This window comes from Pseudomonas sp. GW821-FHT03A09 (assembly GCF_059421065.1).
In genome coordinates this window covers 370,152-394,922 of sequence record NZ_JBWKUX010000003.1, presented here as the reverse complement: position 1 = coordinate 394,922, position 24,771 = coordinate 370,152, and the positions used below count along the sequence as shown (strand labels likewise).

Annotated in this window: 30 protein-coding genes; 16 read left to right on the top strand and 14 right to left on the bottom strand. The window is 60.8% G+C overall.

Annotation, left to right across the window (positions count from 1 at the left end; translation table 11 throughout):
* Positions 1 to 29 precede the first annotated feature (29 nt).
* From murB to AC07V4_RS07045, 8 genes are all read right to left on the bottom strand, one after another.
* Positions 30 to 1,049 carry a UDP-N-acetylmuramate dehydrogenase gene (murB, locus tag AC07V4_RS07080; protein WP_492635428.1) on the bottom strand — a complete coding sequence of 340 codons (1,020 nt, stop codon included), beginning with the start codon at positions 1,047 to 1,049 and terminating at the stop codon, positions 30 to 32.
* Complete coding sequence (locus AC07V4_RS07075; protein ID WP_492635429.1) at positions 1,046 to 1,510, bottom strand: low molecular weight protein-tyrosine-phosphatase; 465 nt, start codon at positions 1,508 to 1,510, stop codon at positions 1,046 to 1,048. Before AC07V4_RS07075 ends, murB begins: the two co-directional genes overlap by 4 nt.
* Positions 1,510 to 2,274, bottom strand: a complete 765-nt coding sequence (gene kdsB, locus AC07V4_RS07070; protein WP_492635430.1) for a 3-deoxy-manno-octulosonate cytidylyltransferase — start codon at positions 2,272 to 2,274, stop codon at positions 1,510 to 1,512. The genes AC07V4_RS07075 and kdsB overlap by 1 nt, the downstream gene beginning before the upstream one ends.
* The gene (locus tag AC07V4_RS07065) at positions 2,271 to 2,456 is read right to left on the bottom strand and encodes a Trm112 family protein (RefSeq protein ID WP_003174668.1); all 186 of its coding nucleotides are present in this window, start codon (positions 2,454 to 2,456) and stop codon (positions 2,271 to 2,273) included. Before AC07V4_RS07065 ends, kdsB begins: the two co-directional genes overlap by 4 nt.
* 24 nt (positions 2,457 to 2,480) lie before the next feature.
* Positions 2,481 to 3,491 (bottom strand): tetraacyldisaccharide 4'-kinase, encoded by a 1,011-nt coding sequence (lpxK, locus tag AC07V4_RS07060; protein ID WP_492635431.1) that lies wholly within the window; start codon positions 3,489 to 3,491, stop codon positions 2,481 to 2,483.
* On the bottom strand, positions 3,491 to 3,919 hold the full coding sequence (locus AC07V4_RS07055) for an ExbD/TolR family protein (RefSeq protein ID WP_431751104.1): 429 nt from the start codon (positions 3,917 to 3,919) through the stop codon (positions 3,491 to 3,493). Before AC07V4_RS07055 ends, lpxK begins: the two co-directional genes overlap by 1 nt.
* Positions 3,916 to 4,551, bottom strand: a complete 636-nt coding sequence (locus AC07V4_RS07050) for a MotA/TolQ/ExbB proton channel family protein (RefSeq protein WP_431751105.1) — start codon at positions 4,549 to 4,551, stop codon at positions 3,916 to 3,918. Before AC07V4_RS07050 ends, AC07V4_RS07055 begins: the two co-directional genes overlap by 4 nt.
* Before the next feature lie 109 nt (positions 4,552 to 4,660).
* Positions 4,661 to 6,874 (bottom strand): DNA internalization-related competence protein ComEC/Rec2, encoded by a 2,214-nt coding sequence (locus tag AC07V4_RS07045; RefSeq protein ID WP_492635432.1) that lies wholly within the window; start codon positions 6,872 to 6,874, stop codon positions 4,661 to 4,663.
* A 147-nt stretch (positions 6,875 to 7,021) separates the two neighbouring features.
* On the opposite strand from AC07V4_RS07045, the gene AC07V4_RS07040 reads away from it, so the two are divergent.
* Complete coding sequence (locus AC07V4_RS07040; protein WP_492635433.1) at positions 7,022 to 7,543, top strand: DUF2062 domain-containing protein; 522 nt, start codon at positions 7,022 to 7,024, stop codon at positions 7,541 to 7,543.
* Here AC07V4_RS07040 and AC07V4_RS07035 read toward each other — a convergent pair.
* Together AC07V4_RS07035 and AC07V4_RS07030 are read right to left on the bottom strand one after the other, a co-directional pair.
* On the bottom strand, positions 7,540 to 8,898 hold the full coding sequence (locus tag AC07V4_RS07035) for a histidine kinase sensor domain-containing protein (RefSeq protein ID WP_492635434.1): 1,359 nt from the start codon (positions 8,896 to 8,898) through the stop codon (positions 7,540 to 7,542). The two genes, AC07V4_RS07040 and AC07V4_RS07035, sit on opposite strands and share 4 nt — an antisense overlap.
* On the bottom strand, positions 8,885 to 9,613 hold the full coding sequence (locus AC07V4_RS07030) for a response regulator transcription factor (RefSeq protein WP_492635435.1): 729 nt from the start codon (positions 9,611 to 9,613) through the stop codon (positions 8,885 to 8,887). Before AC07V4_RS07030 ends, AC07V4_RS07035 begins: the two co-directional genes overlap by 14 nt.
* A gap of 205 nt (positions 9,614 to 9,818) precedes the next feature.
* On the opposite strand from AC07V4_RS07030, the gene AC07V4_RS07025 reads away from it, so the two are divergent.
* From AC07V4_RS07025 to AC07V4_RS07010, 4 genes are all read left to right on the top strand, one after another.
* Positions 9,819 to 12,572 (top strand): response regulator, encoded by a 2,754-nt coding sequence (locus AC07V4_RS07025; RefSeq protein ID WP_495029360.1) that lies wholly within the window; start codon positions 9,819 to 9,821, stop codon positions 12,570 to 12,572.
* A gap of 91 nt (positions 12,573 to 12,663) precedes the next feature.
* Positions 12,664 to 13,653: a 2-hydroxyacid dehydrogenase gene (locus AC07V4_RS07020; RefSeq protein WP_492635437.1), complete on the top strand. Its 990-nt coding sequence runs from the start codon at positions 12,664 to 12,666 to the stop codon at positions 13,651 to 13,653.
* A 71-nt stretch (positions 13,654 to 13,724) separates the two neighbouring features.
* The gene (locus AC07V4_RS07015) at positions 13,725 to 14,165 is read left to right on the top strand and encodes a hypothetical protein (protein ID WP_492635438.1); all 441 of its coding nucleotides are present in this window, start codon (positions 13,725 to 13,727) and stop codon (positions 14,163 to 14,165) included.
* Positions 14,162 to 14,566 carry an META domain-containing protein gene (locus tag AC07V4_RS07010; RefSeq protein ID WP_431751533.1) on the top strand — a complete coding sequence of 135 codons (405 nt, stop codon included), beginning with the start codon at positions 14,162 to 14,164 and terminating at the stop codon, positions 14,564 to 14,566. Before AC07V4_RS07015 ends, AC07V4_RS07010 begins: the two co-directional genes overlap by 4 nt.
* A gap of 142 nt (positions 14,567 to 14,708) precedes the next feature.
* Here the strand turns inward: AC07V4_RS07010 and AC07V4_RS07005 are convergent, their stop codons facing one another.
* Positions 14,709 to 15,170, bottom strand: coding sequence for a TlpA family protein disulfide reductase (locus tag AC07V4_RS07005; protein ID WP_492635439.1), 462 nt, complete (start codon positions 15,168 to 15,170; stop codon positions 14,709 to 14,711).
* Positions 15,171 to 15,285: 115 nt separating this feature from the next.
* On the opposite strand from AC07V4_RS07005, the gene arsC reads away from it, so the two are divergent.
* From arsC to AC07V4_RS06990, 3 genes are read left to right on the top strand one after another with little or no spacing between them, the layout of a single operon-like run.
* Entirely contained in the window at positions 15,286 to 15,639 is a 354-nt protein-coding gene (arsC, locus tag AC07V4_RS07000; protein ID WP_492635440.1) for an arsenate reductase (glutaredoxin), read from the top strand.
* Positions 15,636 to 16,250: an NAD(P)H:quinone oxidoreductase gene (gene wrbA / locus AC07V4_RS06995; RefSeq protein ID WP_492635441.1), complete on the top strand. Its 615-nt coding sequence runs from the start codon at positions 15,636 to 15,638 to the stop codon at positions 16,248 to 16,250. Before arsC ends, wrbA begins: the two co-directional genes overlap by 4 nt.
* A complete protein-coding gene (locus AC07V4_RS06990) occupies positions 16,234 to 16,650 on the top strand; it encodes a DUF2069 domain-containing protein (RefSeq protein ID WP_492635442.1) in 417 nt (138 codons plus the stop codon). Before wrbA ends, AC07V4_RS06990 begins: the two co-directional genes overlap by 17 nt.
* 94 nt (positions 16,651 to 16,744) lie before the next feature.
* Here AC07V4_RS06990 and AC07V4_RS06985 read toward each other — a convergent pair whose 3' ends face one another.
* Entirely contained in the window at positions 16,745 to 17,416 is a 672-nt protein-coding gene (locus AC07V4_RS06985; protein ID WP_492635443.1) for a DNA-3-methyladenine glycosylase I, read from the bottom strand.
* A gap of 67 nt (positions 17,417 to 17,483) precedes the next feature.
* Positions 17,484 to 18,308, bottom strand: a complete 825-nt coding sequence (ttcA, locus tag AC07V4_RS06980; protein ID WP_014718888.1) for a tRNA 2-thiocytidine(32) synthetase TtcA — start codon at positions 18,306 to 18,308, stop codon at positions 17,484 to 17,486.
* 362 nt (positions 18,309 to 18,670) lie between these two features.
* Here ttcA and AC07V4_RS06975 point away from each other — a divergent pair, with 362 nt between their 5' ends.
* Both AC07V4_RS06975 and AC07V4_RS06970 read left to right on the top strand, forming a co-directional pair.
* Complete coding sequence (locus AC07V4_RS06975; protein ID WP_492635444.1) at positions 18,671 to 19,273, top strand: Yip1 family protein; 603 nt, start codon at positions 18,671 to 18,673, stop codon at positions 19,271 to 19,273.
* 129 nt (positions 19,274 to 19,402) lie between these two features.
* On the top strand, positions 19,403 to 19,897 hold the full coding sequence (locus AC07V4_RS06970) for a SprT family zinc-dependent metalloprotease (protein WP_492635445.1): 495 nt from the start codon (positions 19,403 to 19,405) through the stop codon (positions 19,895 to 19,897).
* A gap of 94 nt (positions 19,898 to 19,991) precedes the next feature.
* Here the strand turns inward: AC07V4_RS06970 and AC07V4_RS06965 are convergent, their stop codons facing one another.
* Positions 19,992 to 21,173, bottom strand: coding sequence for a CaiB/BaiF CoA transferase family protein (locus AC07V4_RS06965; protein WP_492635446.1), 1,182 nt, complete (start codon positions 21,171 to 21,173; stop codon positions 19,992 to 19,994).
* A 157-nt stretch (positions 21,174 to 21,330) separates the two neighbouring features.
* Between AC07V4_RS06965 and tusD the strand changes: the two genes are divergently transcribed.
* The 6 genes from tusD (at position 21,331) to AC07V4_RS06935 (ending at position 24,767) form a co-directional block, all read left to right on the top strand.
* The gene (gene tusD, locus AC07V4_RS06960; RefSeq protein WP_492635447.1) at positions 21,331 to 21,723 is read left to right on the top strand and encodes a sulfurtransferase complex subunit TusD; all 393 of its coding nucleotides are present in this window, start codon (positions 21,331 to 21,333) and stop codon (positions 21,721 to 21,723) included.
* 1 nt (position 21,724) lies between these two features.
* A complete protein-coding gene (tusC, locus tag AC07V4_RS06955) occupies positions 21,725 to 22,075 on the top strand; it encodes a sulfurtransferase complex subunit TusC (RefSeq protein WP_492635448.1) in 351 nt (116 codons plus the stop codon).
* Entirely contained in the window at positions 22,075 to 22,353 is a 279-nt protein-coding gene (tusB, locus tag AC07V4_RS06950) for a sulfurtransferase complex subunit TusB (RefSeq protein ID WP_492635449.1), read from the top strand. Before tusC ends, tusB begins: the two co-directional genes overlap by 1 nt.
* A complete protein-coding gene (locus AC07V4_RS06945) occupies positions 22,350 to 22,685 on the top strand; it encodes a TusE/DsrC/DsvC family sulfur relay protein (RefSeq protein WP_492635450.1) in 336 nt (111 codons plus the stop codon). Before tusB ends, AC07V4_RS06945 begins: the two co-directional genes overlap by 4 nt.
* The gene (locus AC07V4_RS06940) at positions 22,682 to 23,683 is read left to right on the top strand and encodes a glycosyl transferase family protein (RefSeq protein WP_492635451.1); all 1,002 of its coding nucleotides are present in this window, start codon (positions 22,682 to 22,684) and stop codon (positions 23,681 to 23,683) included. The genes AC07V4_RS06945 and AC07V4_RS06940 overlap by 4 nt, the downstream gene beginning before the upstream one ends.
* Positions 23,684 to 23,771: 88 nt before the next feature.
* Complete coding sequence (locus AC07V4_RS06935) at positions 23,772 to 24,767, top strand: glutathione S-transferase family protein (RefSeq protein WP_492635452.1); 996 nt, start codon at positions 23,772 to 23,774, stop codon at positions 24,765 to 24,767.
* Positions 24,768 to 24,771: the final 4 nt, after the last annotated feature.

Here is a 24,771-nt window from a genome sequence, read left to right as displayed (position 1 = left end):
AAAGATACGGGGCATTTTTGTTTCAGGGTTCAATACTGGTTGGGTTCCATCTCCAGGTCGACCTTGAAGCGCTCGGCAATATTCTGCTGGATACGCAGTGCCAAGTTTGCAATGTCATGCCCGGTGGCAGTGCCATAGTTGACCAGCACTAGCGCCTGCAGCTTATGCACGCCGGCATCACCGTCTCTGAAGCCCTTCCAGCCCGCCTTATCGATCAACCAGCCAGCGGCGAGCTTCATCCGGCCATCGGCCTGAGGGTACACCACCAGATCCGGGTACTGCGCCTGCAACTCTGCAGCCAGCGCCTGAGACACCAGCGGGTTCTTGAAGAAGCTACCAGCGTTGCCAAGCTCCGCCGGATCGGGCAGTTTCTCTCGGCGAATACTGCAGATCGCGCGGCTGACATCACTCGGGGTCGCCTCGATGATCCCCTGCCCGGCCAAGCGCTGCTGCACTGGGCCGTAGTCCAGTTTAAGGTGCGCGGCCCGACTCAGGACAAAGCGCACTCGCAAGATCAACCAACGCCCGACTTCATGCTTGAACAGGCTGTCACGGTAGGCGAAGTTGCACTCATCCAGGCTGAAATCCCGCAGTTCGCCCGTGTGGCGATCCAAGGCAGTCAGGCCGGCAAAGACGTCCTTGATCTCCACTCCGTAGGCGCCAATGTTCTGCATCGGAGCAGCACCGACGGTTCCAGGGATCAGGCTGAGGTTTTCCAGGCCGCTAAAGCCTTGCTCCAAGGTCCACAGCACAAAGGGGTGCCAGGCCTCTCCAGCCTCGGCCTCCACCACTACGTGCACACCGTCGTCGTGCAACACCCGGATACCTTGGGTGGCCATACGCAAGACCAGCGCAGCAATGTCCTGGGTCAACAGCAAATTGCTGCCACCACCGATCACCAACAGCGGCACCGCCTGCACAGCAGCATAGGCCAGCGCTTCACGGACATCCGCATCACTGTGGGCCTCGGCAAACAGCTGGGCACGCACATCAATGCCGAAGCTGTTGAATGGCTTGAGCGATACCTGCGCAAGCACTTGCAAGGTCATAACCGCCCCTTCAATTCGATGATCAATAAATCGCAGGCACGCTCGATCAGGTCCAGAACCCGCTCAAAACCTTGCTCGCCTCCATAGTAAGGGTCTGGTACTTCGTCGACCTCGCCCTCATAGCGGCGCAGGAACAAATCCAGTTCCGCCTTGCCCTGCCCCGGGTGCAGCGCCTTGAGGTTACGCAAGTTGCTGTGGTCCATGGCCAGGATCAGGTCATAACGCGCAAAGTCGGCGCGCGAGACCTGCTGGGCACGCTGAGCCGACAGGTCATAACCTCGCGCCAACGCCGCGCGCTGGCTACGCTGGTCAGGCGGGTTGCCAACATGCCATTCGCCTGTGCCGGCCGATGCCACCTCAACCCGGCCCGCCAACCCCGCTTCGCGCAATTTGTAGCGCAGTACACCTTCGGCGGTCGGTGAGCGGCAGATATTGCCCAGGCAGACGAACAGAACCTCCATCAGGCCCCCAGCAGGCGACGGATGCGCTCAAGGTCTTCAGGGGTATCAACACCCGCAGGCGGTGCTTCCAGGGCATCGCCCACATGGATGCGCACGCCGTGCCACAAGGCGCGCAATTGCTCCAGGGACTCGGTGTTTTCCAACCAGCAAGGGCCCCAGCTGACGAAGTCATGCAGGAAACCGGCGCGGTAGGCGTAAATGCCAATGTGGCGACGGTACGGCACGCCCTCCGGCAATACATCGGGACGCTTGGCGAAGGCGTCGCGGGCCCAAGGCAGGATCGACCGACTGAACGTCAGGGCCAGGCCATTGATGTCGCTGACGACCTTCACCACATTCGGATTGAACAAGGTATCGATGTCTTCAATCGGTTCGGCCAGAGTGGCCATGCGCGCTTCGCCATGGGCCGCCAGGTTGGCCGCCACCTGGTCGATGACACTGGGCGGAATCAACGGCTCATCACCCTGTACGTTGACCACGATGGCATCGGGCGCAAGACCCAGCTGCGTGGCGACTTCAGCCAGGCGGTCGGTGCCGGAGTTATGGTCTTCGCGGGTCAGCACCGCTTCAGCGCCAAAGCCTTTGCAGGCGTCAATGATGCGCGGGTCATCGGTGGCCACCACCACGCGCTCGGCGCTGCTTTTACTGGCCTGCTCCCACACCCACTGAATCATCGGCTTGTTGCCGATCAATTGCAGCGGCTTACCCGGAAGACGGGTCGATGCATAACGCGAAGGGATGACAACGGTAAAGGCGGTGGTCATTTATCCAGGCGCTCATCGGTGGTCAAGGTGCGGGCTTCGCTTTCCAGCATCACCGGGATGCCGTCACGGATCGGATAAGCCAGGCCAGCGCCTTTGCTGATCAGCTCGGTTTTGTCGGCGCTGAGCTTGAGCGGGCCTTTGCAGATCGGGCAAGCGAGGATATCGAGCAATTTGGTGTCCATGAGTATGTCCTGGAAAGAAGCGTTTTAAGGCAAGAGACGGGCGGGCAGCAGACGCATCAACTGCGTGTCGAACCAGGCGATAAACGCTGGCGACGGCACCGCATCCACCGCAAGGTACCACCAGTCAGGCTGGGCGAAGGCGCGGCACTTCACCGCGTCTTTCTCGGTCATGACCAGCGGCAATGACGGCGTAAAATTCAAGACCTCGGCGCTATAGGGCGCGTGGTCGGCAAATGCATGGGGTATCGGTCGCCAGTGTAGCGTTTCAAGGGTATTGAAGAAACGTTGCGGGTTACCGATGCCGGCGACCGCGTGCACCGGCTGGCCCACCGGAAAATAATCGACCGGCTGGCGCTCACCGGTTTTGAGGTTGACCAACGCCGTGGGCAGCAAACGGAAGGCAAAGCCGTCTTCACGGTCCGCCGTGGCACCGTTGTAAAGCAGCGCATCTACGCTCTGTAAACGTTCCACCGGCTCTCGCAACGGCCCCGCCGGCAAGCAATGGCGATTGCCGAGACCCCGCGCGGCATCGATCAACACCAACTCAAGGTCGCGGGCCAGGCGGTAATGTTGCATGCCGTCGTCTGAAAGGATCAGGTCCAGGGTTTCGCTGGCCAGCAACGCTTTCACAGCGCGGCTGCGGTCAGGGTCGATCATCAACGGGACGCCACAACGCTGCACGATCAACAGAGGCTCGTCACCCGCCACTTCGGCGCTGTGACTGGCGTCGACCCGCCAAGGCAATTGGGGCGGCTTCGCACCGTAGCCACGACTGACGACCCCGACGCGCAAACCACTGCGCCGACAGTGCTCAATCAACCACAGAATCAACGGCGTCTTGCCGGTGCCCCCCACAGTGATATTACCGACCACCACCACCGGCACCGGTGATTGATAGATGTCACCCTCGCCCGCCAGGAACCGCGCACGCTTGCGTTGCACCACTCGGCGATACAAAGACTCCAGCGGCCGTAGCAGCGCAAGGGCCGGATGCCCCTCGTACCAAGCTTTGAGCAATCGATCGGACATGGACATCAGGGTACGCTCGCCGCCTCGACGGTGGACATGCGCAAATGGCTGAAGCCAAGTTTGCCGGCAGCATCCATCGCCGTGATCACCGCCTGATGCTGGGTCTTGCCATCGGCACTGATCGACAACGGCAGCGTGGTGTCGCCACCGGACTCCTTCTGCAAGGCGTCCATCAGGCTGTTGAGGTCGTTTTTCTCCAGCAACTGGTTATTCACCGAAAACACGCCATCGGCGCTGATGGCAATATCCAGTTGCTTGACCTGTTGATCTTCGGCCGGCGAGCCGCTGACCGCTTCCGGCAGATCGACCCGTAGCTCGGTCTGCCGAGTGAAAGTGGTGGTGACGACAAAAAACAGCAGCAGGATGAACACTACGTCGATCAGCGACGCAAGGTTGATATCGACATTTTCCCGTTGCTTGCGGCGAAATTTCACGCTCTGCCCTCGACCAGGTCCACATCACGGTCGCCCTGCACCACTTCTACCAGTTTGATGGCTTCCTGCTCCATGCCAACCACCAGTTCATCGATGCGGCGCTGCAGGAAGCGGTGGAAAAACACCGATGGAATACCGACCATCAGGCCCGCTGCGGTGGTGATCAAGGCCTTGGAGATCCCCCCGGCCAGCACGGCGGCGTTGGTCGTCATGCCCGAGCCCATGAACGAGCTGAAGATATCAATCATGCCCAGCACCGTCCCCAGCAAACCGAGCAACGGCGCCATCGCGGCAATGGTGCCGAGGGCATTGATATAGCGTTCCAACTCATGAATGACCCGGGCGGCCGCCTCTTCGATGCACTCTTTCATGATCTCGCGACCATGTTTGGAGTTGGCCAGGCCTGCGGCGAGGATTTCCCCCAGGGGGGAGTTGGCGCGCAGCTCCTTGAGTTTTTCCTTGTCGAGCTGCTTGTTCTTGATCCAGCCCCAGACCTGCCCCAGCAAATGCTCGGGGGTCACGCGACTGGCGCGCAGGGTCCACAGGCGTTCGGCAACGATGCCGAGTGCGGCGATGGAACTCAGGATGATCGGCAACATCATCCAGCCGCCGGATTTGACCAATTCCCACACAGTGAATGCCCCCTCGAAAAAGTGCGCCACTTTACCATATAGGCTCAGTCGCGGTGTTCGTCGACGTCTGACCCGCGTGTCGCAGGCGTCGGTCTTTGGCAACGCTGGGTTACGGTAAGGGTTCGCGCCAGAAACGGCGTTGACTGCGCGCAACAACCGGGGGCTCGAAGGCGCCCAATTGCAGGCGTACCGCGCCTTGTTCGGCGCTGTCGTATATCCGACTGCCCAACGCCTGGTAACGCTCCATCACCGAGGGATGGGGGTGACCGAACGCATTACCCCGCCCCCGGGAGATCAGCACCGACTTGGGCGCCAGCCGTTGTACAAAGGGCCAGGAAGAGGAACTGCGGCTGCCATGATGGGGCGCTTGCAACCAATCGGTTGGCACCGCCAACGGCGTATCGAGCAAAGCCCGTTCTGCCGCACGGTCGATATCACCGGTGAGCAGCAAGCGCTCGCCATTAGCCTGCACCTGTAGCACGCAGGACTTGGGATTACCGTCAATGGCATCAGACCATTGCCATAACTCGAACGACACACCGTCCCACGTCCACTGTTCACCACTGATACAGGGCTGAGTCCCGAGAAAATCCGGCAACCCTTCGGTTTCGCCCCCCACCACCCTCCCGATGGGCAACCCCTCGGCAACCGCCATCGCACCGCCAGCATGGTCAGCGTCGGCATGACTGAGCAACATCATGTCCAACTGTTTGATCCCAAGCTTTTTCAGCGACGGCAATACCACACGCGCGCCTAAATCAACCGGGCCGGATCGGGGCCCGGCATCGTAGAGCAAGGTGTGATGACGGGTGCGCAGAATCAATGCCTGCCCCTGACCGACATCCAGTTGCACCACCTCAAGCCGTCCATGGGGCACCAGCTCCCTGGGTGGAAACACTGCCAGCAACAGCATCGGCCAACCCAGCAGCCGGAACGGCACACCCTTGGGCAGCAGCAATACCAGCGCGCCCACGAGGCTCACCAGCCAATACTCCAAGGGCACTTCAGCGGGTATCCAAGCCGGCAGGCGTGCAGCCAACAGTGCCAGGCCGTTGAACAGTCCATCCAGTGATCCACCGGCCAACCACAGTAAACCCTCGCCTACAAACGGCACCCATAGCAGAGCAGTCCCTAGCAGCGCCAAGGGCAGCGCCACTAGACTGATCCACGGCACCGCGAACAGATTGGCCACCGGAGCGCTTAGACTGATGGGCAGACCGAGCATCAGCAAAACCGGAAACAACCCGATAGCGATCAACCATTGCGGTCGGGTCCAGGCCTGCCAGACGCTCCAGGGGCCCAAACGTGCGCTGAAGGCCAGCACCAGCACGGCAACCGCGGCAAACGACAACCAGAATCCCGGCTGTAGACTGGCCAAGGGCTCAAACAGCAGCACAGCATTGAACGCCAGCAACAACGGCCACCAGGCACCCAGATGCCGAAACCGCAGGCGCCACAACAGCACCAGAGCGACCATCATGCAAGCCCGTTGCACCGGCACGCCAAACCCCGCAAGCAGGCCATAACCCAGCGCGGCAACAAATGCCAGACCGCATGCCCACGGCAACCACGGCAATGCTCGGGGCCAGGCACCGTAACGCGCCAAACCAGCCACCAGACCGTAGATCAACCCAGCCAGCAAGCCAATGTGCTGGCCGGAAATCACCAACAGATGCACGGTCCCGGTGTCCTGCAGCACCCGCCAATCCTGCGCATCCAGCCCGGAGCCATCCCCCAGCACCAGCGCCGTCACGGCGGCTTGGCGATTTTGCATATCCACATCCATCAGGCGTTGACGGAGGTTATCGCGCCAAGCGTTGCGAGCTGGCGCCAGGCGCTCGCCATCCTTCACCGACGCGGTGGCACCCATGCGCTGGGCCAGCAGCCAGGCCTCGTAGTCAAATCCGTGAAAATTGAGCAGTCCGGACGGTCGCTTGAGCGTCACGGCCAGGCGCCAGCGTTCACCACTGCGTACCGGTGGGCCGCCATGCCAGGACACCCGGATACGCTTGGGCAACCGGGCAGTGCGCGACTGGCTGTCGGCCAGCTCGAAGCGCACGCCGGTACCCGTCTGCTGCGGCAACCCGGTGACCCGCCCCTCGACCCAACGGGTCTGCCCGTCCAGCGCGGGCAGTAATCGATCATCCAACGCCCACTGCGCGCTGATACACGCCCAACTCAGGCCCAGCAGGAAAAATGCCAGCGGATAGCTACGCCATGGCAACAACATCAAGGCCAACACCAGCATCGCCAACAACCAACCGGCCGGTGGCAGTGCCGGTAACCAGCGAAGCGCCAGCAACCCCAGTGCGAGCGCGAACATCCCTGTTCTCATGGATCATCCTTTTCAAGTGATCCACTCAGTCTTAGCGGGTCGCCCGATCCGACCTATGATGTTTTGTCACAAAGTCTGAATTTTCTGTTTATAGAATGCGGGCATACTTGCCCCTCGACCTGATCTGGACCCCTTATGCCCCGGCGCTTATTCAAACGGTACATGCCCGACCCCAGCAGCATCAGGGAACACAAGTCCTTACGATTTCTCGGCACGTTGCTGCATGACCCCAACCTCTGGCACCTGAACCGGCACTCTGTCGCGCGCGCCATGGCAGTGGGCCTGTTTGCCGCGTTTATCCCGATTCCCTTGCAGATGTTATTGGCGGCGCTCCTGTCCATCAGCGTGCGCGCCAACATGCCCATTGCCGTCAGCCTGGTGTGGTTGACCAACCCGATCACCATGCCGTTTGTATTTGTCGGCACCTATCTGACGGGCGCCTGGCTGATGAACGTGCCGCCGCGCAGCCTGCCCGATAACCTGACCTGGGAATGGATCAGTGGTCAGTTGAGCACACTGTGGCAGCCGTTCCTGTTGGGGTCAGTGGTGTGTGGTTTGCTTTTGGCAGCGCTGGCCTATTGCCTGACCATGCTGTATTGGCGCTGGTGGGTTGCCCACCAGTGGAAAAAGCGCAAACAGCAGCGCACCGAGCGTTAGCGGGCCAAGAGTCGCACATGCACCCGCAAGCCCTGCCCGGTATTTTCCGCCCATAAACGCCCACCCTGGCGCTGTATGGCGTTTCGGGCAATGCTCAAGCCAAGACCAAAACCACCGTCCCCAGGACGTGATCCTTCCAGGCGGGTAAAGGGCGCGAAGATGCGCTCCAGGTCTTGCTCATCAATCCCCCCACCCTGATCCTCCAGCCAGAGGTGCCAGTAATCCCCTTCGCGGCAGCCGTCCAGTTGCACTACCCCGCTATCGGGCGAATGCCGTATCGCGTTGCGCAGGATATTTTCCAGGGCCTGGGCCAGCGCATTCAGGTTGCCCCGCACCCAGCAATCGACCACCAACCGGCACGGCAGGCGCGACGTCGGCCAATCGCTTTCATAACAGGCGTTCTCTCGCAACATGTCCCACAACGCCTGGATCTGGATATCTTCGTTGGGCAGCGGTGTGCGCTCGCTGTCCAGCCAGGCCAGTTGCAGGCTGTCTTCCACCAGGCGCTGCATACCGTCTATTTCGCGGCTCAACCGCTCACGAAGTTGCGCCAGGTCTTGCTCACTGTCACAGGCGACGCGCAAGCGGCTCAGGGGGGTGCGCAGCTCATGGGACATATCTCGCAGTAGCTGTTGCTGCAACACCACGGTGCCCTGCAAGCGCTCGGACATGTGGTCAAAAGCCCGGCTCAATTCGCCCAGCTCATCCTGGCGGCTAATAGCCTCGTGAGACATGCGCGTGCTCAACTGGTCAGCGCGCCAGGCATTAGCCTGCTCACGCAGTTGATTGAGGGGCATGATCAGCAGCCGATAGAGGCCAATGCACAGCAGTAAAGTGAACAAACCGGGAATCACGCCATTGGTCACCACACGCCACAACAGCTGATAACGCCCAGGCATAAAACGTTGTGGCAGCTCGATCACCAATAACCCCGCGCCGGGGTCGACTGGAAACGGGATCTTGATCCATGGCAACCCTTTGACATGCCGACTGACCGGCCACTCCAGGCCACGCAAAAACGTCAGGCGCAGGCTCTCCTTGGCGCTCAATGGTGCGCTGCTGAGGGATTGCAGGTCATGGCCGATCACACCGATCCAGGTGCTTTCTCGCGTAGCCATCAGTTGCAACCACGCATCCACCCCCGCTCGCCCTTGTGTACTCCAGGCCAGTTCGGCGCCCGCTGCATAGCCCCGCAGGATCTCGCGGGACTCTTCAGCCACGTAGGCATTCCGCTCCTCCATGTACCGGCCCCAGGACCAACTGAGCCAAATCATCAACAAGCAGAAGGCGATCAACAGGCAGGCCAGCTTCCAGAACAGTGAATGCTTGCCGGGCAAGCGCTCAAAGCCCCTCATCGTGACCGCTCAAAACGTAGCCCTTGCCCCATACAGTGCGCACTTCGCGTTCGCTATAGCCGATGGCCTTGAGCTTGCGGCGAATCTGGCTGATATGCATATCCAGGCTACGGTCATGGGGGGCATAACCGCGCTGCAACACATGCTGATAAAGGAACGCTTTGCTGAGTACCTCTTCCGCATTGCGGTGCAGGGTTTCCAGCAGCCGATACTCACTACGGGTCAGCCCGGCCCAGTGGTCACGATGGAAGACATCGCACAGCTCATCGTCAAAGCGCAGGGTGTGGGCTTCTTCGTGCACAGGTATCGGCGTCGACTGGGGGCGGCGGTCCAGGGCGACCCGACGCAAAATCGCCTCAATGCGCACGCGCAACTCGATCATGCTGAACGGCTTGGGCAGGTAGTCGTCTGCCCCCAAGCGAAAGCCGCTGATGCGATCCGCCTCGGCGCCCAGGGCCGACATCAGGATCACCGGCATTGCATGGCTCTGGCGCAAATGCGTGAGGATCGACAACCCGTCCAAACCAGGCAGCAGAATGTCCATCAACACCACATCGAATGCCTGCTCACGCGCCATCTGCAACCCTTGCTGGCCATTCTGGCACCAGGTGACCTGAAAGCCACAGCGGCCCAGGTGCTCTTGCACATAGGCGCCCAATACAGGGTCATCTTCGATGGTCAGGATACTGGGTGGGCCAACTACTGCGGGATTCATTAGCGTCTGCAAGTCATTCTCAATGACTGATTATTCAAGATTAAACTGTTACAGGCAATCGCCAGCCACCCGCGAATGGCCCGAAGATTGCCGCATGTCATTAATTTGCGAGATTCCACACGGCGCAAATGGCTACACTGCGCACGTGGCGCGGGCCGGATGCCTGCGTGGATAATTGATATCAATGTGGTAGCAGGAGAGTGGCGTGCTTAGAAGAATGGGGATAAAAGGCCGCGTACTGTTGCTGACTTTATTACCGACCAGCCTGATGGCCTTGTTGTTGGGAGGCTATTTCACCTGGATGCAACTGTCGGAACTGCAGACCCAACTGCTGCAACGCGGCGAGATGATCGCCGAGCAATTGGCGCCGCTGGTGGCACCGGCCCTGAGCAGCAAAAACACCGACCTGCTCGAACGCATCGCCACTCAATCCCTGGAGCAGCAGGACGTTCGCGCCGTGTCGTTCCTCGCACCCGACCGCTCGTCCCTGGCTCACGCCGGCCCGACCATGCTCAACCAGCCGCCCATCGGCAACAGCTCACACCTGTTGCAGCGCACTGGCAACGATGCCACGCGCTACCTGTTGCCGGTATTCGGTCGCCATCGCAACCTCGCGGGCGAACTGATCCCCGATGAGTCCGACCGCCTGTTAGGTTGGGTCGAGGTAGAACTGTCCCACAACGGCATGTTGCTGCGCGGTTATCGCAGCTTGTTCGCCAGCCTGTTATTGATCGCCATCGGACTGATCTGCACCGCCGCCTTGGCATTACGCATCAGCCGCACGATCAACTCACCGATCGGCCAGATCAAGCAGGCCGTGGCCCAACTCAAGGACGGCAATCTGGAAACCCGCCTGCCACCGTTGGGCAGCCAGGAATTGGACCAGTTGGCCTCGGGCATCAATCGCATGGCCGAGACCCTGCAAAATGCCCAGGAAGAACTGCAACACAGCATCGACCAGGCCACCGAAGATGTGCGCCAGAATCTCGAAACCATCGAGATCCAGAACATCGAGCTGGACCTGACGCGCAAGGAAGCCCTGGAAGCCAGCCGTATCAAATCGGAGTTCCTGGCCAATATGAGCCATGAGATCCGCACGCCTCTCAACGGCATCCTCGGCTTTACTCACCTGCTGCAGAAAAGCGAGCTGTCGCCGCGTCAGCTGGATTACCTGGGCACCATCGAAAAATCCGCCGACAACTTGCTGGGCATCATCAACGAAATTCTCGATTTCTCGAAGATCGAGGCCGGCAAGCTGGTGCTCGACAGCGTGCCCTTCAACCTGCGGGACTTGCTGCAAGACACCCTGACCATCCTCGCGCCCGCCGCCCATGCCAAGCAGTTGGAACTGGTCAGCCTGGTGTACCGCGACACGCCACTGGCGTTGGTGGGCGACCCGCTGCGCCTGAAGCAGATCCTGACCAACCTGATCAGCAATGCGATCAAGTTCACCCGCGAAGGCACCATCGTGGCTCGGGCAATGGTCGAGGACGAACAGGAAGACAGCGTCCAACTGCGCATCAGCGTGCAGGACACCGGTATCGGCCTGTCCAATCAGGATGTCCGCGCCCTGTTCCAGGCATTCAGCCAAGCCGACAACTCGCTGTCGCGCCAACCGGGCGGCACGGGTTTGGGACTGGTGATCTCCAAGCGGCTGATCGAACAAATGGGCGGTGAAATCGGCGTCGACAGCACGCCGGGCGAAGGCTCGGAGTTCTGGATCAGCCTGAACCTGCCCAAGACCCGCGACGACGTCGAAGATCTGCCCGCCCCGCCACTGCTCGGGCGCCGCGTGGCAGTGCTGGAAAACCACGAACTGGCACGTCAGGCCCTGCAACATCAGTTGGAAGATTGTGGCCTGGAAGTCACCCCGTTCAACTCCCTGGAAAACTTGACCAACGGCATCACCAGCGCGCATCAAACCGAGCAGGCCATCGATCTGGCGGTGCTCGGCGTCACCGCCAACGACATCCCGCCCGAGCGCCTCAACCAACACCTGTGGGACCTCGAACACTTGGGTTGCAAGGTGCTGGTGCTGTGCCCCACCACCGAACAGATGCTGTTCAACCAGTCGGTGCCCAACCCCAACAGCCAGTTGCAGGCCAAGCCTGCCTGTACGCGCAAGTTGCGCCGGGCGTTGGCCGATTTGATCAGCCCGCGCCCCTCTCGCTGTGAGCCGGGCGAACCGCTGTCCAGCCGTGCGCCGCGCGTGCTGTGCGTGGATGACAACCCGGCGAACCTGTTGCTGGTGCAAACCCTGCTTGAAGACATGGGCGCCAAGGTCCAGGCGGTGGAAAGCGGTTACGCCGCCATCGATGCGGTGAAACAGGAAACCTTCGATCTGGTGCTGATGGACGTGCAAATGCCCGGCATGGACGGCCGCCAAAGCACTGAGGCGATCCGCCAATGGGAAAGCGAACGTCACGGCACGCCGCTACCTGTGGTCGCCCTCACCGCCCACGCCATGGCCAATGAAAAACGCGCCCTGCTGCAAAGCGGCATGGACGACTACCTGACCAAGCCCATCAGCGAACGGCAACTGGCCCAAGTGGTGTTGAAGTGGACCGGCCTGGCCCTGCGCAATCAAGGGCCGGAGCGCATCAACGATGGCTTGGGCCCAGGCGTGCAGTTGCTGGTACTGGACCACGAAGAAGGCTTGCGCCTGGCGGCCAACAAGGCTGATCTCGCCGCCGACATGCTCGCCATGCTGCTGGCGTCCCTGGAGGCCGACCGCCAGGCCATCACCGCCGCCCGCGAAGCGAATGACAACAACGCCCTGATCGAACGTGTCCACCGCCTTCACGGTGCCACGCGCTATTGTGGCGTGCCACAACTGCGCGCCGCCTGCCAGCGAGCCGAAACCCTGCTCAAGCAGGACGACGCCAAAGCCATGGCCGCACTCGACGAACTGGACATGGCGATTGCCCGCCTGGCCAGTGAAGCGCGGGTCAGCGCCTGATTTAGGGAAACTGAGCCCATGTGGGAGGGGGATTACCCCTCCCACACTTGCTCAGCATTTCCAACTCGCAAACTGCAGGGAGCTTTATTCAATGCGCGTCATTCTTTTCAGCAGCCAGACCTACGACCGCGAGAGTTTTCTCGGCGAACCTTTGCCGACCGGCGTGGAGCTGCACTTTCAGCCTGCCCGGCTCAACCTCGATACCGTCGCCCTGGCCGACCGGCACGAAGTGGTCTGCGCCTTTATCAACGACGACCTCAGCGCCCCGGTGCTGGAGCACTTGGCCAAGGGCGGCACGCGCCTGATTGCGCTGCGTTCGGCGGGCTACAACCATGTCGACCTGGCCGCCGCCAAGCGCCTGGGCCTGGCCATCGTCCGCGTCCCGGCCTACTCGCCCCACGCGGTGGCCGAACATGCCGTGGCGCTGATCCTGGCCCTCAACCGCCGCTTGCACCGCGCGTATAACCGCACCCGCGACGGCGATTTCAGCCTGCATGGCCTGACCGGCTTCGACCTCGTCGGCAAGACCGTCGGCGTGATTGGCACCGGGCAGATCGGGGCGACATTCGCCAAGATCATGGCCGGTTTCGGCTGCAAACTACTGGCCTACGACCCCTTCCCCAATCCACAGGTACAGGCCCTTGGCGCCCGCTACGTAAACCTGCCCGAGCTGCTCACCGAGGCGCAGATCATCAGCCTGCACTGCCCGCTCACCCGCGACAGCCAACACCTGATCAACGCCGGCTCTCTGGCCCATATGCAGCCGGGCGCGATGCTGATCAATACCGGGCGCGGTGGCCTGGTCGACACGCCTGCACTGATCGACGCACTCAAGGATGGCCAACTCGGCTATTTGGGGCTGGATGTGTATGAGGAAGAAGCCCAGCTGTTTTTCGAAGACCGCTCCGACCTGCCCTTGCAGGATGACGTGCTCGCGCGCCTGCTGACCTTTCCCAACGTGATCATCACGGCCCACCAGGCGTTCCTCACCCGTGAAGCCCTGGCGGCGATTGCCGGCACCACCCTGGCCAACATTGCTGCGTGGGCCGATGGCGTGCCACAGAACCTGGTCGAGGGATGATCAGCGGTCACATACCAGGCGCATGATGGGTCGGTACCCGTGATAGGATGCCGCGCCTAATTGGAGGACCCATGGCCGAACACGATTTCCGCTTCAGCTTGCTGAGCCCGCAACACACCCTGATCGAATGCCGTGCCCTGGTGCCGGGCCGTTACCAGGTCACCGGCAACGGTGGTTCGATCAAGCATGGCGACGTGCTGATCGTCACCCTGCGCGGCAGTAAAACCCTGTCGATGCGCTTGACCGTCGAAGGTGACGCGCGCTACTCCATCCGCCCGGCGGGCCAATGGGTCGCCATGGCCCAAGGGCCGAAATTCGGTGAGTTGGAGATTCACACCTGGAAGGTCAACTGCGACAGCTGCGAGAGCGTGCTGGAGTTTGAATTCGCGGTGGAAACCAAATTGACCAAAGAGCCGCTGCAACCCGCCGCCAACGCACGCATCAAGGAGTTGGGCTGGGCCAGCGAAGGCGACAAGCACCGCTGCCCGAAATGCCAGCAGGCCGCACAATGAAAGGCCCGCTGCTGCTCGCCGCCCTCGGCGCCGGCCTGAGCGGCTGTGCCGGCGACGCGGTCAAGCTGGAGCAGGACCACAGCTACGTGGTGGAGTGGATTGGTGAGCGGCCATTGATGGACTACGCACACCTGACCGTAACCCTGGGCGCCGATGGTCGCGCCTATGGCAATGGCGGTTGCAACCACTGGTTTGCGCCGTACACCGTTGAGGGCGAAAAGCTGAGCTTCGGCAAGATCGGCAGCACCCGCAAACTCTGCGCCGAAGCCTTGATGGAGCAGGAACACCGCTTCTTCCAGGCCCTGCAAGGCGTTGAGCGTTGGGATATCTCGCCGATCGAACAGACCCGCTTCTGGCCGGCCGAGGGCAAGCCGATTCGTTTGTGGCTGGAAGAAGGCTGATTCCACCGATCCTGTAGGTTGGTGGGATCTCAATGTGGGAGGGGGCTTGCCCCCGATGGCGGTGTAGCAGTCAACTGATGTATCGACTGACACACTGCTATCGGGGGCAAGCCCCCTCCCACACTTGTTTGAAGTTGTTGGTCTAGCCGCGTAAGGCCTTGAGCTTGGCAATCACCCCTTCCGCGGTCTGTTCGCCCATCAACTGTTCACGCACCTTGCCCTTGTCATCAATGATATAGGTCACCGGCAACGCCTCGCTGCGCGGGATATCAAAAATCCCTTCCGGGTTCTGCGCCAGGACGGTGAACTTGATCCCCAGCTTCTCGCTGGCGGCCTTGAGTTCTTCACCCTGCACATTGTCGAAGTTGACCCCGAACACCCCCACATTCTGCCCTTTCAATTGGTCGGCCAAGGCATTGATCTCGGGGATTTCCGTGCGGCACGGGCCACACCATTCAGCCCAGTAGTTGACGACCACCCACTGCTTGTCCAGACGGTCGGCCGCCACTTTCTTGCCGTATTGGTCAACGCCGTAGTCATTGCCGCAGCCGCTGAGCAGCAGGGTTGTGATGATCGCCAATGCACCGATCAGTCGCCTAGTCATGGGGTAATCCTTCGTAAAAATGAACGTTGGCTGCGACCTATCGCCTCTTACGGTTTAAGAGCGGGCCGCCGCGCAGGTAGAATACCCGCCACCTTACGCAAGATGCGACCCGCACATGACCGATCTGACGCTTTATCACAACCCGCGCTGCTCGAAATCCCGCGGTGCGCTCGAACTGCTGGAGGCTCGCGGCCTCGCTCCGACCGTCGTGCGCTACCTGGAAACCCCACTGAACGCCCAGCAACTGAAGGCTCTGCTGAGCAAGCTCGGCATCAGTGCGCGCCAATTGCTGCGCACCGGCGAAGACGAATACAAAACCCTCAACCTGGCCGACGCCAGCCTCAGCGAAGCACAATTGATCGCCGCCATCGCCGAGCACCCAAAGTTGATGGAACGTCCGATCCTGGAAACCGCCGATAAAGCCATCATTGGTCGTCCACCGGAAAACGTGTTGGAGATCCTGCCGTGACGTCTCCCTATGTGCTGGTGCTGTATTACAGCCGCAATGGCTCGGTGAGTGAAATGGCTCGGCAGATTGCCCGGGGCATCGAGCAGGCCGGCCTGGAGGCGCGCCTGCGCACCGTGCCAGCAATCTCCACCGAGTGTGAAGCCGTGGCGCCGAGCATCCCGGACGAAGGCGCGCTGTATGCCAGCCTCGATGATCTGAAAAACTGCTCGGGCCTGGCCCTGGGCAGCCCGACCCGTTTCGGCAACATGGCCGCGCCGCTCAAGTATTTCCTCGATGGCACCAGCAACCTGTGGCTCACCGGTGCCCTTGTCGGCAAGCCCGCCGGGGTGTTCACCTCTACCGCGAGCCTGCATGGCGGCCAGGAAACCACGCTGATGTCGATGCTGCTGCCGTTGCTGCACCACGGCATGCTGATCACCGGCCTACCCTACAGCGAGCAGGCGTTGCTCGACACCCAGGGCGGCGGCACGCCGTATGGCGCCAGCCACCATTCGGGACCGGATGGCAAGCGCATGCTCGATCAACATGAAATCACCCTGTGTCGCGCCTTGGGTCTGCGCCTGGCAAACACTGCCTTGCTGCTGGAGAACGGCCGTGGCCAGAAAGCCTAAGGTCCTGCCGCCGCAAGCGTGGCTTGAACCACGGGTCAAGGTGGCGCGGGCATTGAGCCTGTTGGCATTTCTTGGCCTGGTGGGCCTGCTCTGTGTGTATTACCTGTTCGTTGCGGACCTGCACGGCGCCCGTCCGTGGGTGATCCTGCTGATCGAGTTGGTGCCGCTGCTGATACTGGCACCCGGGATGCTGCTGGGCAGTGCTCGCGGGCATTCGTGGATGTGCTTTGTGGTGAACCTGTACTTCATCAAGGGTGCGCTGGCGGCGTATGACCCGAACCGGCAGGTGTTCGGAATGCTGGAAATGCTGGCGAGCCTGGCGGTGTTTTGTACGGCGTTACTGTATGTGCGGTGGCGGCATCAGTTGAATCGGCGGCTGGCTGAGCCTGTGGCGGCCTGAAGACCGCTATCGCCGGCAAGCCAGCTCCCACATTTTGACCGCGCCGCCTATCAAATGTGGGAGCTGGCTTGCCTGCGATAGGGCCACCTCAGTCTCAATGATTCACTGTATAGGCCAGCATCATCGACAGCTGGCACATCGGCCGCCCACTCTCGGCATGCCACTGGTTAAAAGCCGCTTGCACCGTCGCCAGGTCGCGCAGGCTGGTCGGCGCCTTGTCGACGATCTTCTGCGCATTCAACGCCGCCACCACGTCATAGCTCGGCACAAACGTATCTTTGCCCACCATGCGCAAAAAGCGCGGTGCCGACAGCCCGCCCAATTGGTGGCCGTGCTTGCTCAGGTACTTCCACAACCCGACGATGTCAGTCACCGGCCAGTCAGCGATAAACGCGCCGAAGCTGCCCTTTTCCTGCTCGATGTCCAGAATCATCTGGGCATTGCGCGGCACGCTCTTGAGCTTGCCCAAGTGGCGGATGATACGGGTGTCCTGCATCAACCGCTCCAGGTGCTCAGCCCCCATCAGCACCACCTTTTCCGGATCGAAACCGAAAAACACCTGCTCGAAGGCCGGCCACTTGGCATCCACCACGCTGTGTTTCAAGCCCGCCCGGAATACGCGCAGTGCCAGGGTCGACAGATAACGGTCATCGCCGATATTGCGCAATTGCGCCGCGGTCTTGGGCACAGGCAGGTGGGCGTCCAGCTCGGCCGCCGAACCGAAACGGTTCAGACAATATTCGTGCAGCCACTTGTAATCGCGCATGCCCTCTCCTGGCAGTTGAATTGAAAACGGCGCCCGCGAGCGCCGTGTGTCAGAGCATTGAATAGGCTCAGAGGTTCACAACATTAACGAAGCGCGAAGCAGCGGTTTCATCAATTTTCAAGCTGGTGAAGTCAAACAGGTTGCGGTCGGCCAGTTGCGACGGGATCACGTTCTGCAGGCTGCGGAAAATGCTCTCGGTACGGCCCGGAGTCTTGCGCTCCCAGTCCACCAGCATTTCCTTGACCACCTGGCGCTGCAGGTTTTCCTGGGAACCACACAGGTTGCACGGAATGATCGGGAATTGCTTGAAGTCGGAATAGGCCTGGATGTCCTTCTCGTTGCAATACGCCAGCGGGCGGATCACCACGTTGCGCCCGTCATCGGCACGCAGCTTAGGTGGCATGGCCTTGAGCGAGCCGTTGAAGAACATATTGAGGAAGAAGGTCTCGACGATGTCATCGCGATGATGACCCAGGGCCATCTTGGTCGCACCGATCTCATCGGCAAAGGTGTAGAGCGTGCCACGGCGCAGGCGCGAGCACAGCGAGCAGGTGGTCTTGCCTTCCGGGATCAGCTCCTTGACAACCGAGTAGGTGTCTTTTTCAACGATGTGGTACTCGACGCCCAGCTCTTTGAGGTAGGCCGGCAGCACATGTTCAGGAAAGCCCGGTTGTTTCTGGTCCATGTTCACGGCAACGATCTCGAACTTGATCGGCGCGACCTTTTGCAGGTGCAGCAGCACATCGAGCATGGTGTAGCTGTCTTTGCCACCGGAGAGGCAGACCATGACCTTGTCGCCGTCCTCGATCATGTTGAAATCGGCGACCGCTTCACCGGCCAGGCGACGCAGGCGTTTTTGCAGTTTGTTCTGGTTGACCGTAAGAGTGCCCATGGCGCTTGGATCCGCTAGAGGTGTGTGACGAAAAGCGCAGCATTTTACCGTTATGAGCGACCGAGATCCAATGCAGGAGCTGGCTTGCCTGCGATGGGGGCCCATCAGTAACGGCTAGGTTGACTGACCCACCGCTATTGCAGGCAAGCCAGTTCCCACCATTGATCGAGTTGCGCCCGACAGACCTCGCCGCGATTAGGCCCACTGTTTACAGTGCAATTTGCTCTAAAGCCCTACAGTTTTTCCGGTCATCACTTCCTATACTGCGACTTGAGGTCGCACATATATCCAGACCTTTCAGGCCATTTGGCCCGTGGGCGCTCCGATGGGGGGCGATGGTAATAACGACAGGAGTGACTGGCATGATCCATCACGTCGTGGGGCTGTTTACCCATCCCGACCAGGAATGGCGGGAAATCCGTGGCGATAAGGAAGAAAGCATCGGCCACATGTACCTCACTCACACCCTGATTCTCGCGGCGATCCCCGCCGTATCCGCCTTTATCGGCACGACCCGGGTCGGCTGGGTCATCGGCAGCCGCGCGCCGGTGATGCTGACCCAGGAAAGTGCACTGTGGATGACTCTCATGTCGTACGCGGCCATGCTCGGCGGCGTGGCGGTGATGGGCGCGTTCATTCACTGGATGGCCCGTACCTATGACGCCAGCCCCAGCATGTCACGCTGCGTGGCCTTTGCGACCTATACCGCGACACCGCTGTTCATCGGCGGATTGGCGGCGCTCTATCCCCATATGTGGCTGGGCATGGTGGTGGGCACGGCTGCCATTTGCTACACGGTATACCTGCTGTATGTGGGGCTGCCGACCTTCATGAGCATCGACCCGGACGAGGGTTTCCTGTTTTCCAGTTCGGTACTGGCCGTGGGCCTGGTGGTCCTGGTGGCGATCATGGCGTTTACCGTGATCGTCTGGGGCCTGGGCGTAGGCCCGATCTATACCAGCTAACGCGTTTATCGACCTGGGCAAGGCCACCGCAAGGTGGCCTTGTGCGTTATGCATGACCATTCGGCGCCTGACAGATTCGGAAACACCCGGCTTTGCGGCATACTGGGCGTCTCTGGAGATATGTACAGCATGCCCGAGCAACTCAATACCCGCGTCGAAGATTGTTTCCTGCTAGCCGAATCCTTTTTCAAACGAAGCTTCAAACGCCCCCAGGTCAGCCTCAAGCTGCGGGGCCAGAAAGCCGGTGTCGCGCATTTGCACGAGAACCTGCTGCGTTTCAACCCACAGTTATACCGAGAGAACAGCCAGCACTTCCTGAAACAGACCGTGGCCCACGAAGTGGCGCACCTGATCGCTCACCAGTTGTTTGGCGAGCGCATCCAGCCCCACGGCGAAGAATGGCAATTGATCATGCGCGGGGTTTACGAACTGCCGCCGGATCGTTGCCATACCTATGAAGTGAAGCGCCGCCAAGTGACCCGCTACATCTACCGATGCCCCTGCGCGGACAGCGACTTTCCGTTTTCGTCACAGCGCCATGGGTTGGTGGCTCAGGGGCGGCGGTATTTGTGTCGGCGGTGTCGGCAGACGTTGGTGTTCACTGGGGAAACCCGGGTGGAGTGAGGGCCTCATCGGGGGCAAGCCCCCTCCCACAGTTGACAGGTTGCGCGGTCAAAATGTGGGAGGGGGCTTGCCCCCGATAGCGTCAGCTCAGACGCTATCCAACAACTTTGGCACTCCGCAATTCGGCTATCCGCTGAGTACTAACCCCCAGCTCAGTCAGCACTTCATCACTATGAGCCCCCACCGCTACCCCAATATGCCGAGGCGCCGGCACCCCCTCTGAAAACTTCAGCGGGCAGGCGATTTGCGCCTGGGTCGAACCATCGGCCCTTGGCACCTGGCACACTAGCCCACGGGCTTCCAACTGCGGGTGCTCGACGGCTTCACTCAGGCTCAGCACCGGCTCCACACAGGCATCCACCCCGGCAAACAACGCGCACAACTCATCAAAGCTGCGTTTCTCGAACTCGACCTGCAGCGCCAACTTGAGGGCTTTTTGCTGTTCGGGCTGGGGGGACAGGCCCTGAGCCGCCAGCTCAGGCCGCTTCAACGCCGCGCATAATTGCTGCATAAAAGCCGGCTCCAGGCTGCCGACCGACATCCAGCGCCCGTCCCGCGTGCGGTAGTAATCGTAAAAGCTGCCGCCATTGAGCGCATGATTCTCCCAACCCGGCTCCACCCCACAGGCCAGGTACCCCGCCCCCGCCATGGCGTTCAGGCTGAACGAGCAGTCGGTCATGCTCACATCCAGGTATTGACCGACGCCACTCTGCTGCCGGGCGATGACCGCCGCCAACAAGCCAACCACCGCGTGCAACGAACCGCCACCCACATCCGCCAATTGCACCCCCAGCGGCAACGGCCCGCTGTCCTGGCGGCCGGTATGGCTGGCCACACCCGCCAGCGCGAGGTAGTTGATATCGTGCCCGGCGCGGTCCTTATAGGGGCCGGTCTGGCCATAGCCGGTGATTGATACATAAATCAGCCCGGGGTTGATGGCCTTCAGCGCCTCGTAACCCAGGCCCAGACGCTCCATCACGCCGGGACGGAACTGTTCAAGCACGATGTCATAGTCCTTGACCAGTTCACGCACAATCTCCAGCGCTTCGGCCTGCTTCAGGTCCAAAGCGAGGCTGCGCTTGTTGCGATTGAGATAAGCATGGCTCGCCGATGTGCCTTGGTCATGGGGCGGCAACACACGCAGCAAGTCCATTCGCGTAGGCGACTCGATGCGTAGCACTTCAGCCCCCATGTCCGCCAGCATCAACGACGCGAACGGGCCAGGCAGCAAGGTGGAAAAATCCAGCACTTTGAGGGACGCCAAGGGACCAGGCATGGAGACTCCGTTTCCGATTCGAATGCCCACAGACTAGGCAGCCTTGCGCCTACCGGCAATCGCCGGAACGATCAGCGGCAGTGACCGTTTTGATCACGGCGGGCTTTTTCGCGGCGGCGGCTTTATCATTGGCCCACGTTTGCTGGCAGAGAGTTCCATGAAGTTCGCGATTGCGCTATTTTCCGCCGCCCATGCGCCCTCCTCGCGCCGCGCCTTGTTGTTCGCCCAGGCAGCGCTGGCCGGTGGGCATGAGATTGTGCGGCTGTTTTTTTATCAGGATGGCGTGCACAGCGCCTCCAATAACATCGTTGCGCCCCAGGACGAGCAAGACATTGCGCGCCAATGGCGTGAGTTCGTCAGCGCGCACCAGCTCGACGGCGTGGTGTGCATTGCCGCCGCTTTGCGCCGTGGCGTGCTCAACAACGAAGAGGCCACGCGCTATCAACGCAGCGCAGTGAATCTGGATGCCCCGTGGGCACTGTCGGGTCTTGGGCAATTGCACGACGCAGCCCAGGCTGCCGACCGCCTGATCTGTTTTGGAGGGCCATGACATGTCCAAGTCCCTATTGGTGATCAGCCGCAGCGCACCGTGGTCCGGGCCGAGCGCCCGCGAAGCACTGGATATCGTGTTGGCCGGCGGCGCGTTCGATCTGCCCATCGGTTTATTGTTCATGGATGACGGCGTGTTCCAGTTGGCACCGCACCAGGACGCCAAGGCCGTGCAGCAAAAAGACCTGAGCGCCAACCTGCAGGCACTGGGGCTGTTCGGCATCGATGATGTCTTTGCCTGCCGCCATAGTCTTACCGAGCGCGGGCTAACGCCCCCGGACAGCGCCGAAGCGCTGGACAATGAAGACATTTCCAAGCTGATTGACCGTTACGACCAGGTGATTACCCTCTGATGTCGACTTTACATGTGGTGTCTCACTCCCCCTTCACCGACAGCCGCCTCGCCAGTTGCCTGCGTGTCTGCGGCGCCGACGACGCGATCCTGCTCTGTGGCGACGGTGCTTACGGCCTGCACTCCCCGGCCTTGCACACCCAGGGCGTGAAGGTGTTTGTGCTGGCCGAAGATATGCAGGCGCGCAATCTGCCCCTGCCAGACTGGGCGGACAGCGTGGACTATCCAGGCTTTGTGCAACTGTCGATCGACTATGACAAGGTCAACAGTTGGCTATGAACACCCTGACTGTGGGGTCACGTACCCTCGAACTGGACAAGGACGGTTACCTCGTCGACCTGAATGAATGGTCGGCCGAGGTCGCCAATGCCCTGGCCGTCGCCGAAGCGTTGGTGTTGACGCCAGACCACTGGGAAATCCTCGAACTGCTACGCGGCTTCTACGCCGAGTTCCAGCTGTCTCCCGCCACGCGCCCGCTGATCAAGTACACCGCCTTGAAACTCGGCCCGGAAAAGGGCAACAGCCTGCACCTCAACAAACTGTTCAACGGCACTCCCGCCAAACTCGCCGCCAAGTTGGCGGGCCTGCCCAGGCCGACGAATTGCTTATGACCGACTTCGCCCCACTGACGCTTGAAACCCCTGCCGAACACCCCTTTGCGCAGTTCGTACGCATCCTGGGCAAAGGCAAGCGCGGTGCGCGCAACCTCACCCGCGAAGAGGCCCGCGAAGCCATGGGCATGTTACTCGACGAAAAAGTCGAAGACACCCAGCTTGGCGCCTTCCTGATGTTGCTGCGCCACAAGGAAGAAAGCCCGGAAGAACTCGCCGGCTTCACTGAGGCCGTGCGCGAGCGTTTGAATGCCCCGGCACTGAACGTGGATGTCGATTGGCCAACCTACGCCGGCAAGAAACGCCACCTGCCGTGGTTCCTGCTGGCGGCCAAGTGCCTGGCGCAAAATGGTGTGCGCATCCTGATGCACGGTGGCGGCGCCCACACAGCGGGCCGGTTGTACACCGAGCAATTGCTGGACGGCTTGCAGATTCCGTTGTGCCGCAATTGGCAGCAGGTGGAAGCCGCCTATGCGCACGGCAATCTGGCGTTTATCCCGCTGGGTGACTGGGCACCGCAACTGCAACGCATGATCGACCTGCGCAACACCCTGGGCCTGCGTTCGCCGATCCACTCCCTGGCGCGTTTGCTCAACCCATTGAATGCGCGCCTGGGCCTGCAAAGTATTTTCCATCCGGGTTACCAAGGCGTACACCGCGATGCCAGTGGCCTGCTCGGCGACAACGTGATCGTGGTGAAGGGTGATGGCGGCGAGATCGAGATCAACCCCGACACGATCAGCCATCTGTACGGCACCACCGACGGCGAAAGCTGGGACGAAGAGTGGCCCGCCCTCTCCACCCAGCGCCACGTCAAGCCGGCCAGCCTGGAACCCGAGCACTTGAAGGCACTGTGGCGCGGTGAAGTCGAAGACAGCTACCCGCAACTGGCCCTGATCGCCACCATGGCCCTGGCCTTGCGCGGCCTTGGTCACCCGCGGGAACAGGCGTTCGAATTGGCCCAGCAATACTGGGACGCACGGAATAAATCGATTTAATCGATCATCAACCTCGGGTCTTTGCGCTTTTAGTTCGAACTCATCCCTTTAGACTGGCCTCCTACGTTTATTAACCAAGGAGCCAGTCATGGGCTTACTGATCGAAGGACACTGGAAAGACCAGTGGTACGAAAGTAGCGCAGACGGTGCTTTCCAGCGGGAACAGGCACAACGTCGCCACTGGGTAACCGCCGACGGCGCGCCTGGCCCGAGCGGCGAAGGCGGCTTCAAGGCTGAAGCCGGCCGTTATCACCTCTATGTCTCCCTCGCCTGCCCCTGGGCCCATCGCACCTTGATCCTGCGCAAGCTCAAGGGCCTGGAAAGCCTGATCGATGTGTCGGTGGTCAGTTGGTTGATGCTGGAAAACGGCTGGACCTTCGACAAGGCCCACGGTTCCACCGGCGACAAACTGGATGATTTCGACTTCATGCATCAACGCTATACCGCCGACACGACCGACTACACCGGCCGCGTCACGGTGCCGGTGCTGTGGGACAAGAAACTCAAGCGCATCGTCAGCAATGAATCGGCGGAAATCATCCGCATGTTCAACAGTGCATTCAACGAGCTGACGGGCAACACGCAGGACTTCTACCCTGAGTCGTTGCGACCGGCCATTGAGGCCTTGAACGAGCGCATTTATCCCGCCGTAAACAATGGTGTGTATCGCGCCGGTTTTGCCACTTCGCAGCAGGCGTACGAAGCTGCGTTTGATGATGTGTTTGCCGAGTTGGACCACCTGGAACAACACCTGGACGAGCATCGCTACCTGGCTGGCGAATACCTGACCGAGGCCGACGTACGACTGTTCACCACGCTGATTCGCTTTGATGCGGTGTATTACAGCCACTTCAAATGCAACCTGCGCAGGATTGCGGATTATCCGAACTTGTCGAACTGGCTAAGGGAGATGTATCAGTGGCCGGGGGTGGCCGAGACAGTGGATTTTACGCACATCAAGGGGCATTACTACGCGAGTCATCGGACGATCAATCCGACGGGGATTGTGCCTAAGGGGCCGTTGCAGGCGTTTGATGGCAAGCATGATCGTGAGCGACTGAATGGCAAAGGCGTCTGGAGATGATCCA

What these genes read in the sequence shown, in the direction of transcription:
- murB (WP_492635428.1), bottom strand. Translation starts at nt 1,049, where the DNA reads ATGACCTTGCAAGTGCTTGCGCAGGTATCGCTCAAGCCATTCAACAGC.
- AC07V4_RS07075 (WP_492635429.1), bottom strand. Translation starts at nt 1,510, where the DNA reads ATGGAGGTTCTGTTCGTCTGCCTGGGCAATATCTGCCGCTCACCGACC.
- kdsB (WP_492635430.1), bottom strand. Translation starts at nt 2,274, where the DNA reads ATGACCACCGCCTTTACCGTTGTCATCCCTTCGCGTTATGCATCGACC.
- AC07V4_RS07065 (WP_003174668.1), bottom strand. Translation starts at nt 2,456, where the DNA reads ATGGACACCAAATTGCTCGATATCCTCGCTTGCCCGATCTGCAAAGGC.
- lpxK (WP_492635431.1), bottom strand. Translation starts at nt 3,491, where the DNA reads ATGTCCATGTCCGATCGATTGCTCAAAGCTTGGTACGAGGGGCATCCG.
- AC07V4_RS07045 (WP_492635432.1), bottom strand. Translation starts at nt 6,874, where the DNA reads ATGTTCGCGCTCGCACTGGGGTTGCTGGCGCTTCGCTGGTTACCGGCA.
- AC07V4_RS07040 (WP_492635433.1), top strand. Translation starts at nt 7,022, where the DNA reads ATGCCCCGGCGCTTATTCAAACGGTACATGCCCGACCCCAGCAGCATC.
- AC07V4_RS07035 (WP_492635434.1), bottom strand. Translation starts at nt 8,898, where the DNA reads ATGAGGGGCTTTGAGCGCTTGCCCGGCAAGCATTCACTGTTCTGGAAG.
- AC07V4_RS07030 (WP_492635435.1), bottom strand. Translation starts at nt 9,613, where the DNA reads ATGAATCCCGCAGTAGTTGGCCCACCCAGTATCCTGACCATCGAAGAT.
- AC07V4_RS07020 (WP_492635437.1), top strand. Translation starts at nt 12,664, where the DNA reads ATGCGCGTCATTCTTTTCAGCAGCCAGACCTACGACCGCGAGAGTTTT.
- AC07V4_RS07015 (WP_492635438.1), top strand. Translation starts at nt 13,725, where the DNA reads ATGGCCGAACACGATTTCCGCTTCAGCTTGCTGAGCCCGCAACACACC.
- AC07V4_RS07010 (WP_431751533.1), top strand. Translation starts at nt 14,162, where the DNA reads ATGAAAGGCCCGCTGCTGCTCGCCGCCCTCGGCGCCGGCCTGAGCGGC.
- AC07V4_RS07005 (WP_492635439.1), bottom strand. Translation starts at nt 15,170, where the DNA reads ATGACTAGGCGACTGATCGGTGCATTGGCGATCATCACAACCCTGCTG.
- arsC (WP_492635440.1), top strand. Translation starts at nt 15,286, where the DNA reads ATGACCGATCTGACGCTTTATCACAACCCGCGCTGCTCGAAATCCCGC.
- AC07V4_RS06985 (WP_492635443.1), bottom strand. Translation starts at nt 17,416, where the DNA reads ATGCGCGATTACAAGTGGCTGCACGAATATTGTCTGAACCGTTTCGGT.
- ttcA (WP_014718888.1), bottom strand. Translation starts at nt 18,308, where the DNA reads ATGGGCACTCTTACGGTCAACCAGAACAAACTGCAAAAACGCCTGCGT.
- AC07V4_RS06975 (WP_492635444.1), top strand. Translation starts at nt 18,671, where the DNA reads ATGATCCATCACGTCGTGGGGCTGTTTACCCATCCCGACCAGGAATGG.
- AC07V4_RS06970 (WP_492635445.1), top strand. Translation starts at nt 19,403, where the DNA reads ATGCCCGAGCAACTCAATACCCGCGTCGAAGATTGTTTCCTGCTAGCC.
- AC07V4_RS06965 (WP_492635446.1), bottom strand. Translation starts at nt 21,173, where the DNA reads ATGCCTGGTCCCTTGGCGTCCCTCAAAGTGCTGGATTTTTCCACCTTG.
- tusD (WP_492635447.1), top strand. Translation starts at nt 21,331, where the DNA reads ATGAAGTTCGCGATTGCGCTATTTTCCGCCGCCCATGCGCCCTCCTCG.
- tusC (WP_492635448.1), top strand. Translation starts at nt 21,725, where the DNA reads ATGTCCAAGTCCCTATTGGTGATCAGCCGCAGCGCACCGTGGTCCGGG.
- tusB (WP_492635449.1), top strand. Translation starts at nt 22,075, where the DNA reads ATGTCGACTTTACATGTGGTGTCTCACTCCCCCTTCACCGACAGCCGC.
- AC07V4_RS06945 (WP_492635450.1), top strand. Translation starts at nt 22,350, where the DNA reads ATGAACACCCTGACTGTGGGGTCACGTACCCTCGAACTGGACAAGGAC.
- AC07V4_RS06940 (WP_492635451.1), top strand. Translation starts at nt 22,682, where the DNA reads ATGACCGACTTCGCCCCACTGACGCTTGAAACCCCTGCCGAACACCCC.
- AC07V4_RS06935 (WP_492635452.1), top strand. Translation starts at nt 23,772, where the DNA reads ATGGGCTTACTGATCGAAGGACACTGGAAAGACCAGTGGTACGAAAGT.